Below are 12,791 nucleotides of genomic sequence, written 5' to 3' on the forward strand. Positions count from 1 at the left end.
CGGACGGGGGAGCAAGGGGAGTGGACCCTCGGCCGATCTTCTCGGCGGCATCCCAGGGGCGGGTGGAGGCGGTCGCCTCGGCCCGCCGTCGACGCGGACCCCGACCCCCGATGTGGACGGGAACGGGAACGGCGCGCTGCTCGCCGCAGTGGAGCGCTGCTCGCCGCAGTGGAGCGCGGCTCCCCGGCCGTGGTGCGGCTGTCGCTCCAACGCGGTGCTCGGGCCGATGAGCGGCCCGGGCGGAACAGGACTCCGGCGGAGGCCGCCGCGGCCTGGCTGACCCGGGCGGTGGCGCGCGCCGCGCGACCAGGCGCGTGCCACGGGTGCCGCACTGGAGGCGCTGGTCAGGGAGGAGGAACCGGTGGACGCCGGCACCACCCCGCACCGGCTGCGGGTACCCGGGGCCGGGCCGTCCTGGAACGGCAGGACGGCCACCGGCGGATCGCCGACGAGCTGGCGGGTCGTTGAACTCGCCACCTGGGGCCCGTGGGGGAAGGAACGGTCCACCCAGGAAGTCGGCTCGTGCGGGACTCAGGTGGCCGGGACCCGGCCCGGGATCTCCAGCCGCGCTCCCGGCGCCGGCTCCTGGTCGTCCTCCTGTTCCCCCGCCCCTTCCGGCTCGTCCTCGGCCGGTGCCTCCGTGGTCGTGGGCGGCGGCTCGGTCTCGGACGGCTCGTTCCCGGCCGGTTCCCGCCCGGGTTCCTCGCCGGACGTGGTGGGAACCTCGGGTGCACCAGTGGTCCCGGTCCCGGCGGGAGGGGCCGGGTTCGGCGGGTCGACGACGTCCGCCCCGCCCGCTGGCGGGTCCTGCTCGGCCGGCGGGGGCACGTCGTCCCGGCGGAAGAGGGGTTCACCGCCGAGGATGCCGCTGATCGACGTTCCGGTCGAACCGCCGGAGAGGGATTCGCCCCGTACGAGCTCGACGCCGACGATGGCCGCCATCGCGAGGAGGAAGGACAGCACCCCGCCAGCCACGATCATCCGGGTGGGACGTCGCCGACGAGGGGGCTTCTCCCCTGGTCCGTCGGTCGGCAGGCGGTTCGTCCCGGCCGATGTCGGCAGGAGGGCCGTGCTGTCCGCGTCCCGGTGCCCGCCGACGCCCTGCCCGAGGAGCTCCGTGTCGGGCGGCCGAGCGCTCGCCTCGCCTCGGATCGGCGTGTCGGGCGGGCCGGCGTCGCGCGGCGGAGGGCCCGCCAGCCGGGCGGTCGGTGCCCCGGGGCTCGGGTGCGGCACGGTCAGCCGCGTGGTCGGTTCGGTCGCCGAGCGGGGACCGACCGGGTGGGACGGGCTGGCGACCGGGCCTGTCCGCCCGTCGCCGACGGCTCGGCCGGCGGTGCGTTGCCGGCGTCGACCGAGCGGGGCCCTGGCGGCGGTCGCCCGAACGGTCTCGGCGGTCCGTTCGAGGTAGCGCTGGTAGACCGCGCCACCGACCGTCGACACCACGCTGGCGACGGCTGCTCCGGCCACGGTGCCAGCCACCCCGAGCTGGGAGCCCAGCACCGCCGAGGTCACCGCGGCCAGCGCGCCGGCCGTGATCTGGGCACCGGACAGCCCGAACGCGCCCCGCCGCTCCGCCGGTTCCCCGTCCTCAGCCGGGGAGCCGCCCTGGCGCGCCAGTCGGGTCGTGAGCTCCTGGTCGTGCTGCTCGCGCATGGGTCCCCTCGTGGTCGCGCTCCGTTTCCGGCCCCACCCGGGCCTCGGGATGACAACGAGGAAGACGTGCCGATTTATCCCCCGGTTGGCGGATGGTGATATCGCCCACTTGGGCTAACTGGGGTGTCGTCCCGGTTCCCGGGCGCGAGTCCGCCAGCCCCGTCGGGCGGGTTGATGGTCGTGACGAACTTGTACCTGTCCCCCCGGTAGAGGGAGCGCACCCACTCGACGGGGTGGCCTTCGGCGTCGAAGGAGTGCCGGCAGAGCAACAGCATCGGGAGGCCCACGTCCGCCCCGAGTAACTCGGCCTCCTCGGGCGCCGCGAGGGCGGTCTCGATCGTCTCCGTGGCGTGGCCGAAGCGGACGTCGAACCGGTTCCGCAGCACCTGGTAGAGCGAGTCGCCCTCGCTCAGGCAGCGGCGCAGGCCCCGGAAACGGCCCAGGGGGAGATGGGTGGTCTCGATGGCCATCGGTTCGCCGTCGGCGAGCCGCAGGCGTTTCAGCCGGAGCAGCTTGGCGCCCGGCCGGACGTCCAACAGCCTGGCCAGCTCCGTCTCCGCCGGGTGTTCCTCGGCCGCGAGCAGCCGGGACTGCGGTCGCATGCCCTGGGCGAGCATGTCCTCGGTGTAGGAGGAGAGCTGCAAGCGCTGGGCCACCTTCGGCTCCGCCGCGAAGGTCCCCTTGCCCTGGATCCGGAGGAGACGCCCCTCGACCGTGAGATCGGCGAGCGCCTGGCGGACCGTCGTCCTGGACAGGCCGAACTCGGTCGCGAGCGATCTCTCGGTGGGGATGGGCGTTCCGGCGGGCATCGACCGGAGCAGCTCGAGCAGGTGCCGTTTGAGCCCCCAGTACTTGGGCTCCCGGGTGTGCCCGGTCCGGCTCCCGCTTTCCCCGCACGGCGGTGTGGCGTCGAGCATGGCCTCCTCCTCGGTGACGTCCGGCCTGCCTGTGCTCTCCAGGATGCCGAGCCGTTCCCTCGGTTCCCACGTTGTCACAGGGTGACTCCGATCTTCCTCCGCCCGCGCGATCCCCGGCACGGGGCCGTCGAAGGCGGCCCGACCAGGCCGAGGAGGGGTCCCGCCGCCTCCCGCTCCGGTGGCCGGTGCCGGGCACTCGCCCGGTCGGCGGCGGTGGACGGCGGGCCCCGGTGGGTAGTGTTGGTCTGGACCACTGCGGGCGTCGGACCGGTGTGCCCGAACCCGGTTGGCGACGGCCGCCCTGAGTGGCCGGGGCGGCTGACCCGGCGGAACGAGGCGGTATGAAGGCGGAAGCGGCGTCGGCCACCACGGCCGGTTCCCTGATGGCGGACGAGATCGCGGCGCAGCCGGCGGTCTTCCGAACGCTCCTGGCGGCCGGACCGGAGATCCGGGCCCTCGCCGGGGACATCACCCGGCGACGTCCCCGGTTCGTGCTGTTCGCCGCGAGGGGGTCCAGCGACCACGCGGCCCTCTACGGCAAGTACCTCGTGGAGACGCTGCTCGGTCTGCCCGCCGGCCTCGTCTCGCCCTCGACCACCACCCTCTACGGAGCTCGGCAGGACCTGCGCGACGTCCTGCTGGTCACCGTCAGCCAGAGCGGTGGTTCCCCGGACCTCGTCGAGGTCGCCGCGACCGCGCGCGACCAGGGCGCGTTGACCGTCGCGGTGACCAACACGGAAGGGTCGGACCTGGTGTCGGTCACCGACGCGGCCCTGTCCGTCCGGGCGGGCGCGGAACGGGCGGTTGCCGCCACCAAGACCTACACCGCGACCCTGCTGGCCCTGTACCTGCTCGTCGACGCCCTGCGAGGCGGTCACGGCGAACGGGCGGAGCCGCTGGGGGACCTGGCGGACGAGGCGTTGGCTGGGGCCGCCGCGCCGGTCGTGGACCTCGCCTCGCGACTGCGCTTCGCGGACCGGCTGCTCACCGTCGGTCGCGGCTACTCCTCGGCGACGGCGGGTGAGGCGGCGCTCAAACTCGCCGAGACCAGTTACCTGCTGACCCGCGCCTACAGCGCCGCCGACCTGTTACACGGACCGGTCGCCGCCGTCGACGCCGACACCGCGCTCCTCGCCGTCACCAGCGTCGGCCCGGGCGGCACGTCGACCCTGGAGACCCTGGAGGCGGTGCGGGAACGAGGCCCCTTCGTCGCCGCGATCGGATCCGCCTCGGCGTCCGCCGCACCCGACGTGGGGGTGGCCCTGCCGGCTACTCCCGAGGAGGTCGCCCCGGTGCTGGAGGTGCTCCCGGCGCAGCTGCTCGCCCTGGAACTCGCCAGGGCCCGGGGAGTCGACCCGGACCGGCCCCGGGGGCTGAACAAGGTGACCAGGACGCGCTGACCACTCCGGCGCGGACGGCCGGGGACGGCTGGGGCACGTCGAGCTGGCGACGCCGCCGGGGGGTGGTCGTGCGCGGGTGCGGCCTCCTCGGGGAATCGCGCGGCCCGAGGAACTCAGGCGGGGACCGCTCCCACATCGTCACCGTCGGGGGTGCGCTGGCGCAGCTGCCACGCGAGTGGCACCGGTAGCGCGCTGACCAGCCCGGCCAGCACCACCAACGCCACCGACAGGCCGTGGTCGAGAACGGCGACCCCGTTGCCGAAGACGAGGGTCACCGTTCCGAGCAGGCCGAAGACGATCCCCACCGGGGCGGCCGACCGGACCCAGTGGAACAACGCGATGGTCACCAGCACGGCGACCGTCGTCACCCCGAGCACCGACCTGTCCAGCGCGAGCTGGAGCCACACCGAGCCCACGGCGACGGCGCCCGAGGTCACCGCCAACGCGAAGGCCAGGATCTGGCGCTGGGCTCGGTTGCTGCCGGGGTTGGCCGGGGTGCCTGGCATCGCCACTCCTCGTCGGAACCGGAAACCGTCCAGGTGATCCTATTCACCCCACCCCGGGCGGGCGGCCCCTCGGGTGCGGGGGCGGTGGATCGCCCTCGCCGACGCGCCGCCGCCCACCTCGCCACCGAGGATCATCCGGGGGACGAACCGTCCCGCCGCCGGTCGTCCCGGTCGGGGGAGGTGCTCGGAGCGTCCAGCCCCACCGCCTCCGCGACCGTCCGCAGCCCGGCCTGGCGCACCCGCCGGGCCAGGTCACGGTGCACGGCCCTGGGCCAGAACGGCCCACCGTAGATGAATCCGGTGTACGCCTGGACCAGGGTGGCGCCGGCGCGGATCCGGATCCAGACGTCCTCCGCGGACTCGACACCGCCCACCGAGACCAGCAGGACCCGGTCGCCGACCCTGGCCCGCAACCGCCGCAGGACGGCCAGCGACCGCTCCCGCAACGGGGCTCCGGACAGCCCGCCGGCGCCGACGGCGGCCACCTCGGCGTCCCCGCTGCGCAGGCCAGCGCGCCCAGTGGTGGTGTTGGTGGCGATCACCCCGTCCAGGCCGAGCTCCAACGCCAGGTCGGCCACCGCGTCGACATCCTCGTCGGCCAGGTCGGGCGCGATCTTCACGAGGAGCGGCACGCGGTGGGCGACCACCTCGTCGAGGGCGGCCCGCACCTCGGTGAGCAGCGGCCGCAGCAGCTCCACCGCCTGGAGGTTCCGCAGGCCGGGAGTGTTCGGGGAGCTGACGTTGACCACCACGTAGTCGGCGTGCCGGGCGAGCAGCTCGGCGCCGCGTCGGTAGTCGGCGACCGCCTCGGCCTCCGGCACCACCTTCGTCTTGCCAATGTTCACCCCGAGGCCCACCCGCCCCGACCGGGGCCGGGTGGTCAGCGCCCTCGCGGTGGCGGCGGCTCCGTGGTTGTTGAAGCCCATCCGGTTGACGATGGCCCGGTCCTCGACCAGTCGGAACAACCGCGGCTGCTGGTTTCCGGGCTGCGGCTGCCCCGTGATGGTGCCGATCTCGACGAACCCGAAGCCGAGCGCCCCCAACGCGTCCGCTCCGGTGCCCTCCTTGTCGAAGCCGGCGGCGAGGCCCAGCGGGCTGGGGAGGTCCATCCCCAGCGCCCGGACGCGCAGCTCCGGATCGCGCGGCACGAGCCATCCGCGGAGCAGACCGCGCACGCCGGGAACGGCGCAGATGGCCCGGAGCAGCCCGAAGCTCACCCGGTGGGCGGTCTCGGCCGGGAGGCGGCGCAGGACCAGCGAGAACAGCAGTCGGTACATGGTCTCCCCGAGAGTGGTCGATCCCGCGCGCGCCGCCGCTTCCGCCGGCCCGCCGGGCACGCCAACGGCCGACGCGCCGGCGTCTGCCGACAACCTACGCGGTGGTCGCGCACCCCTGGGACCGGGTTCGTCACCGCTGGGAGGCGGCGTAGGCCTCCAGTTCCGCGAGCTGCGCGGGGTCCAGTGAGGGGCGCACCGACTCCCGGGCGGCGGCCAGGTGGTCGGCGGTGACCTCGATGGCCTCCAGGTTCTCCCGCATCGCGGTCAACGCGGCCTCCCGCACCAGGGCGGCGCAGTCGGCGGCCGAGTACCCGTCGAGGTCGGCGGCGAGCGCGTCGAGGTCGACCTGGTCGGCCAAGGGCGTGTTCCGGCTGGCCGACCGCAGGATCGCGGCGCGGGCCTCACCGTCCGGCGGCGGGACGTAGACCAGACGCTCGAGGCGACCCGGCCGCAGCAGGGCGGGGTCGATCAGCTCGGGCCGGTTCGTCGCCGCGAGGATGACCACGTCCCGCATCGGCTCGACACCGTCCAACTCCGTGAGCAGGGCGGCGACCACCCGGTCGGCCACCCCGCTGTCGCTCGACCCGCCCCGGCGGGGGGCGAGGGCGTCGACCTCGTCGAGGAAGACGAGGGTGGGCGCGGCCTCCGCGGCCCTGGCGAAGAGTTCGCGCACCGCCCGCTCCGACTCGCCCACCCACTTGTCCAGCAGCTCGGCGCCCTTGACGGACATCACGTTGAGCTGCCCGGTGCCGGCGAGCGCGCGGACGAGGAAGGTCTTCCCGCAGCCGGGTGGGCCGTAGAGCAGGACGCCGCGCGGCGGGCGGACCCCGAGCCGGGCGAAGGAGTCCGGGTAGCGCAGCGGCCACAGCACCGCCTCGGTGAGGGCCTGCTTCGTCTCGGCCATGTCCCCCACGTCGTCCAGCGTGAGCCCGCCGGTCTGGAGCGTGTCGGAGGAGGACATGGAGATCGGCCGGACCGAGGAGAGCGCGTCCAGCAGGTCCCCCTGCCGGATGCTGGGCCAGCCGGGCCCGGCCTCCTCGGCGGTGGTGGCCTCCGGGCTCGCGGGTGCCGGCTCCTCGGTGGTCGCCTGGTCGGCAGGTGCGGCCGGAACCTCGACGGTGTCATCCCGGCTGGGTGGTACCGCGAAGCGGGTCGTCTCGCCGCCATCCTGGTCGGGGGGCACGGGAAGGCGCGTGGTCCCGCCGCCACCGCCCGGCGCCGGCAGGGCCAGGGTCTCCCCGTGGGGTGACACGTCCACGACCTCCGCGTCGGTGATCGCGTCGGCCACCTCGCTCGCCAGGTCACCGCCTTCGGCGGTCCGAGCGGTACGGGTCTCGCCAACCGGGTCGGCGAGCAGCTCGCCGTCCACGACCTCCTCCACCGGTGCCTCCGCCTGGGGGGCCACCGGTGCCGTCGCGGTGTCCGTGGCCGCCCCCTCCCGCTCCGGCGGCTGCCGCAGCGCCGCGCGGACCGCCGCCTCCCGGCGCAACGCGAGCAGGTCGGCGGTGACGAACCCGGGAGTGCGCTCGGCGATCACCCCGAGGTCGACGTCGTCGGACAGCGGAACGCTGCGCAGCAGCATCCGCAGCACCTCGGTGCGGGTTCGGGTGTCCGGCGGGACCAGGACGAGTTCACGGTCCAGCAGCTCCGGATCACGCAGCCGGGGGTCCACCCCCTCCGGCTGGGCCGTGGTGCCCACGATGGCGAGCCTGCCGTGGTGGCTGCTGGAGCGCAGCGCGTCCAGGACCACGGTGGTCAGCGGAGGAGGGTTCGCGCCGGGGACCAGGGCCTCGATGTCGGTGACGAGCAGGACGCAGTTCCGGCCGGCTGCGGCGTGCGCGGAGGCGGCCGCGACGGCGTCGTGCACCCGCTGCGACGCGGTGCCCGCCTCCAGGGCCGCCACGCTGGGCGCGGACACCTCGACCAGCTCCGCGTCGACCGCACGGGTCACCGCGCGCACCAGGGTCGCCTTGCCCACTCCCGCCGGCCCGGCCACCAGCACGCCGAGCCGGGAGTTCGCTCCCAGGCGTTCGAGCAGCTCGGGGCGTTCGAAGGTGAGCCGGAGCCACTCGGTGAGCCGCGCGGCGGCGTCCTCGGAGCCGACCAGGTCGCTGACGCTCGGTGCCTCGGGGCGGACCGGAGCGGTGGTTGCCCCGGTCGTGCCGGTGGCCGTTCGGGCGGCGTCCGAGGTCCGGGGAACCGTGCCCCCGGGGGAGGAGGCTCCGGTGGTCGGGGTGCCACCCGCCGGGGTCGCCGCCGGGGTGGGACCGGGGGACGGCGCGAACCCGCCCGAGGGGCGGGAGCCGGCGGAGTAGTCCCTCCCGGTCGAGTCCCGCAGCGGGGCCGCGTCCCGCCAGGAGAGCTGGGTGGACGGTTGGACGGCCACCGGACCGTCCGGCTCGGTGGCCGTGACGGTGAGCAGTTCGTTGGTCCAGGTGATGCCGATCGCGTTGGACAGCTTCCGACGGGCGGTGCTGAGGTCCACCCCGGAGGGCGGGGCGACGTCCTGCGGGAGGAGGGAGACCGTGTCGCCCACGCTGAGCACCTTGCCCGTCAACGCCAGCCGGAGCGTCTCCGGTGGGAGGGAGGCGGCGGCCATGCGGGACCCGGCGACCGTGACGGATCGGGCCGCGCTGACCTCGACGGGCGCGACGACGACCTCCGCTCCCTCGGCCAGGCCCAGGTTCGACAGGGTCAGGTCGTCCACGAGGATGACGCCGGGCGCCGCTCCCCGCCCGGTCGCGACCGCGGCCAGGGCCGAGGTCACGCGACTCCCGGTGAGTCGGACGGCGTCCCACGCCGTGAGGCCGAGCGCGTCGAAGACCTCGGGATGGAGCCGGACGACACCCCTCCGGGTGTCCAGCGCGGACGGGGAGAGCCGAGCGGTCAGCGCGATCACCCGACCAGATTACGTGCCGGCGCGGCGCCGGACCGTACCCACCACGGAACCCGGGGGATCCGAGGGGCCCGGGGGTCGGGTGTTCAGGAACGTCGGCGGAGCCCGAGTCGACGCCAGGACCGGCGGGCGCCCACCGGTCCGGACCCGCCGCTCTCCGCCCGGACGGCGTCGCCGGCCACCCTGGGGCGCAGTCGAGGACGCCGCAACCGCAGCCTGCTGGTGCTCCGCCGGATGGCGCGCCGTTCCCCGGCCGGTACGTCCCACGCTTCCGGGTGCCTGCTGAGCCAGCGGTACCGGCGAACGGCGAAGGGCACGTGCGCGAGGTAGAGCACGATGAAGGTCGCCAGGACCAGCAGGGGGTAGGTGATCACGGCCGCCGCGAGCAGCCCCACCAACATCAACAGCGGTGCGATCGCCTTGGCCGGCACCTTCAGCGTCTTGAACGACAGGGTCGGGACCCGGCTGATCAGCAGTCCGCCGATCGCGATCACCCACAGCGCCACCACCAGCTGGGACGACCACCAGCCCTCACCGGACTTGAGGGAGATGACCAGGGGGAAGAGCGCCGTCAGCGCGCCGGCGGGCGCGGGAACCCCGACGAAGAACTCCTTGCCGAACGGTGGGCTCTTCGTGTCCTCCATCAGCACGTTGAACCGGGCGAGCCGGAGCACCGCGCACACGGCGAAGAGGAGGCAGACGACCCATCCCCACTGGCTGCCGTGCAGCGACCAGATGAAGACCACCAGGGCGGGAGCGACGCCGAAGGAGACGGCGTCGGCCAACGAGTCGAGCTCGGCCCCCATCCTGCTGGTGGCGTCCAACAGGCGGGCGAGGCGGCCGTCCAGTCCGTCCAGCAGCGCGGCGGTCGCGACGGCGGCGACGGCCGCGGCGAAGCGCCCGTCGAGCGCGAACATCACCGATGAGAGCCCGGCGCACAGCGCCAGCACGGTCACCGCGTTGGGCACCAGTCCGATGCCGGGCGCTACCCGTGCCATGCGCTCAGCCCCCCGCTGCGGCCGAGGAGGGCTCCGGGAGTTCCGCGATGACGGTTTCGGCGCCGACGGTGCGCTGTCCCGGCTCCACGAGCACGCGGCTTCCCGCCGGCAGGTAGAGGTCCACCCGCGAACCGAACCGGATCAGGCCGTAGGTGTCGCCCGCCGCGACCCGCTGGTCGGCGGCCACCTCGCACACGATGCGCCTGGCCACCATGCCCGCGATCTGGACCGCGACGACGCGGTGGCCGTCCTCGGTCTCCAGCACCAGGGAGTTCCGCTCGTTGTCGTCGCTGGCCTTGTCGAGGTCGGCGGAGAGGAACTTGCCTGGGCGGTACGCGACCTGGCGCACCACTCCCGACACCGGGGTCCGCTGCACGTGCACGTCGAAGACGGAGAGGAACACGCTGACCCTCGTCAGCGGGGTGGCTGGCAGGCCGAGTTCGACGGGCGGGACCGCCGTGTCCACCTGGGAGACGGTGCCGTCCGCGGCGGACACCACGAGCCCCGGCCGGCTGGGGGTGACCCTGCGGGGTTCCCGGAAGAACCAGGCGCACCAGGCGGTGAGGACGAGACCGAGGCCCCCCAGCGGGCGGGAGAACCGCCTGAGCACCAGGGCGAGCCCGGCGGCGGCGGCGACGAAGGGGCGTCCGGCCGGGTGCATCGGCGGGACCACGGACCGGGCGAGGTGGAGGAAGTGCGCCAGCGTGCCGGGACGCTCCTCGGCCGACGGCTCGGGCCGCTCCGTCGCTGGGGGCACCACCGGGAGGCGGGTGGTGTCCTCGCTGTGGTTCTCACGGCCCCGCGGGGGTCGCGGTGTGTCGGTGCTCATGTCGGCAGTCCGTAAGCGTCGAAGGGTGTCCCCGTGCATCGCACCCGATCGGGTGGCACGGAGGCGCGGCACACGGTACGCGCCCACCGCGAGCGTAACCAGGGGGTGGCGGAGCGAGAGGAGTGGATCAGCGCCGCACCCGACGGGCTGGTCACCGGGGCCCTCCCCGAGCTGGCGCGTCCCGGGCCGCCGAGCTGGCGAGCCCCGGGCCGGCCCCGGGCGCGAACACCAGAGGGCGAACCGTGCGCCCCCCGACGGCACACGGTCCACCCTGTCCTGGGGACCACGACGAGACAACGACTCAACTCGAGCGGTCGGGGTGGGACTGTCGGAATCCCACCGGCAGGCCCTGGCTCCCGGGTGGAGACGGGCCGGGACGTCGTCCAGTGGCCCGGACGGTCCGACCCGGCCGCCGCCGCCGCGGCGGCGGCCGGGTCGGGTTCCTGGCGACACCACCACTGTGTCCTGGCCGCCGAACGGCGTGACCTGCGTGCGCGACCAGCGTACTCAGCCAGGACACGGGGGATCAATAGCGTCCGGTAATGAGTTGATCACGAATCGTGAGTCATCGTCGTTACCTCGTGCGGCGTCGGAGGAAGCCGTCCTTGTCGACCGCTTGGGCGTCGACGAGTTGACGCCGACGACCGGGACCGGTGCCTCGTCCGGGGTCGTCAGCGCCGGGAGCGGGTCCCCAGCAGCCGGAGGACCACCAGCAGCAGGACGGCTCCCACCGCCGCGACACCCATGCTGGGGAGGTCGAAGGCGAAGGCCCGGTCCTCCCCGGTGACCAACCGCCAGACGAGGCCGCCCAGGGCCGCGCCGACGACGCCGACCAGGATGCTCACCAGGCAACCCTGGCGTTCCCGTTCCCGGCCCCCGACCACCAGGTTGGCGGCCCAGCCGACGATGGCTCCGAACACGATCCATGACAACAGGCCCATCCGACCAACCCTAGCCCCGGCGGAGGGGGGCGACCTCGCCTCGCCGCGGGTACCCCGTCAGTTCCCGCCGGGTCCACCACCGGTGCGGCTCGGCCCCCCGAGCAGGAGCACCTCCACTGGGGTGTCCGGCTCCACCACCGTCACCTCCGGCGCGATCTCCACGAGGCAGTTGGACTCGGCCAGGGCGGACAGCAGGTGCGATCCGGCGGCTCCCACCACCCGGACGGCTCCGGTCTCCAGGTGGTAGCTGCCGCGGCGGTACTGCCGCTTGCCCGAGGGGGAGGACAGGGCGGCCCCCTCGAGCACCGCTCGGGACCGGGGCCGGTCGGTCACGTCGAACCCGGCCGCCCGTCGGAGGGCCGGCCGCACGAAGACCTCGAAGGACACCAGCGCGGAGACCGGGTTCCCCGGCAACGCCACCACGGGGACGCCCCGGTAGCGACCACTGCCCTGCGGCATGCCCGGTTGCATCGCGACCTTGGTGAAGGTGACCCCCTCACCGGCGAGCGCGTCCTTGACGACCTCGTAGGCTCCCGCGCTGACCCCGCCGGTGGTGAGCAGGAGGTCGGCATCGGCCAGGTGCGGCCGCACCGCCTCATGGAGGGCGCCCACGTCGTCGGGTACGAACCGGACCGCCGTGGCGTGGCCACCGGCCTCCCGGACGGCGGTGACGAGCATGACGGCGTTCGACTCGTAGATCTGCCCGAGGCCGAGCGGCTCGCCGGGCTCGACGAGTTCGGAGCCGGTCGAGAGGACCACGACGCGGGGACGACGGCGCACCGGGAGCTCCGCGAAGCCCAGCGCGGAGGCCAGGCCGAGCTGGGCCGGCCCCAGCTCGCTCCCCCGGCGCAGCACCGTGGTGCCGGCCGGGACGTCCTCCCCCGCCCGCCGGACGTGGCGGCCTTCCTCGGGCGCGAGACCGATCGCGACCTCGCGGGTCCCGCCGTCGGTGTGTTCGACCGGGACGACGCAGTCCGCGCCCAGCGGTAGCGGGGCCCCGGTCATGATCCGTTGGGCGCTGCCCACTGCCAACGGCAGCACCTCCGGCGCGCCGGCCGGCAGGTCGGCGGTCACCGGCAGTCGCACGGGGCGGTCCGGTGAGGCTCCCGCGACGTCGACGGACCGGACGGCGTAGCCGTCCATGGCGGAGTTCCGGAAGGGGGGCAGCGGGATGGAGGCGACCAGGTCCCGCGCCATCGCGAGTCCCGCGCACTCCTCCAGCGGGGACCTGGTGACCTCGGTGGGTCTCAGCAGGCTCGCGACGTGCTCCTGGTGTTCCTCGACTGGTACCAGCGGAGGTGTCCTGTTGTCCTGGGCCACCCGATCATGGTGCCCTGCGTGGCGGTGGGACCGGCCCCGCGACTCGCCCGGGCT

The 12,791-nt window shown here is 74.6% G+C and carries 10 protein-coding genes; 1 reads left to right on the forward strand and 9 read right to left on the reverse strand.

The window, feature by feature from the left end:
- Nucleotides 1–531 precede the first annotated feature (531 nt).
- Nucleotides 532–1,653 (reverse strand): hypothetical protein, encoded by a 1,122-nt coding sequence (locus ACOJVX_RS01875; protein ID WP_030105157.1) that lies wholly within the window; start codon nucleotides 1,651–1,653, stop codon nucleotides 532–534.
- 74 nt (nucleotides 1,654–1,727) lie between these two features.
- Entirely contained in the window at nucleotides 1,728–2,570 is an 843-nt protein-coding gene (locus tag ACOJVX_RS01880) for a GntR family transcriptional regulator (RefSeq protein ID WP_081715245.1), read from the reverse strand.
- Nucleotides 2,571–2,911: 341 nt separating this feature from the next.
- On the opposite strand from ACOJVX_RS01880, the gene ACOJVX_RS01885 reads away from it, so the two are divergent.
- Complete coding sequence (locus ACOJVX_RS01885) at nucleotides 2,912–3,970, forward strand: SIS domain-containing protein (protein ID WP_035274192.1); 1,059 nt, start codon at nucleotides 2,912–2,914, stop codon at nucleotides 3,968–3,970.
- A gap of 113 nt (nucleotides 3,971–4,083) precedes the next feature.
- On the opposite strand, the gene ACOJVX_RS01890 is transcribed toward ACOJVX_RS01885, so the two are convergent.
- From ACOJVX_RS01890 to glp, 7 genes are all read right to left on the reverse strand, one after another.
- Complete coding sequence (locus tag ACOJVX_RS01890; RefSeq protein WP_026417549.1) at nucleotides 4,084–4,476, reverse strand: hypothetical protein; 393 nt, start codon at nucleotides 4,474–4,476, stop codon at nucleotides 4,084–4,086.
- A 131-nt stretch (nucleotides 4,477–4,607) separates the two neighbouring features.
- On the reverse strand, nucleotides 4,608–5,753 hold the full coding sequence (locus ACOJVX_RS01895; RefSeq protein ID WP_422647195.1) for a quinone-dependent dihydroorotate dehydrogenase: 1,146 nt from the start codon (nucleotides 5,751–5,753) through the stop codon (nucleotides 4,608–4,610).
- Between the two features lie 130 nt (nucleotides 5,754–5,883).
- On the reverse strand, nucleotides 5,884–8,652 hold the full coding sequence (locus tag ACOJVX_RS01900; protein ID WP_422647196.1) for an AAA family ATPase: 2,769 nt from the start codon (nucleotides 8,650–8,652) through the stop codon (nucleotides 5,884–5,886).
- Nucleotides 8,653–8,735: 83 nt separating this feature from the next.
- A complete protein-coding gene (gene pssA / locus ACOJVX_RS01905) occupies nucleotides 8,736–9,647 on the reverse strand; it encodes a CDP-diacylglycerol--serine O-phosphatidyltransferase (protein ID WP_026417548.1) in 912 nt (303 codons plus the stop codon).
- A gap of 4 nt (nucleotides 9,648–9,651) precedes the next feature.
- Complete coding sequence (locus tag ACOJVX_RS01910) at nucleotides 9,652–10,476, reverse strand: phosphatidylserine decarboxylase (RefSeq protein ID WP_103055799.1); 825 nt, start codon at nucleotides 10,474–10,476, stop codon at nucleotides 9,652–9,654.
- Nucleotides 10,477–11,147: 671 nt separating this feature from the next.
- Nucleotides 11,148–11,417 (reverse strand): GlsB/YeaQ/YmgE family stress response membrane protein, encoded by a 270-nt coding sequence (locus ACOJVX_RS01915; RefSeq protein WP_026417546.1) that lies wholly within the window; start codon nucleotides 11,415–11,417, stop codon nucleotides 11,148–11,150.
- A 57-nt stretch (nucleotides 11,418–11,474) separates the two neighbouring features.
- Entirely contained in the window at nucleotides 11,475–12,737 is a 1,263-nt protein-coding gene (glp, locus tag ACOJVX_RS01920) for a molybdopterin molybdotransferase MoeA (RefSeq protein ID WP_103055798.1), read from the reverse strand.
- Between the last annotated feature and the right edge of the window lie 54 nt (nucleotides 12,738–12,791).

Origin of the sequence: Actinoalloteichus caeruleus, from assembly GCF_049311605.1 — a bacterium.
Lineage (GTDB): Bacteria > Actinomycetota > Actinomycetes > Mycobacteriales > Pseudonocardiaceae > Actinoalloteichus_B > Actinoalloteichus_B caeruleus.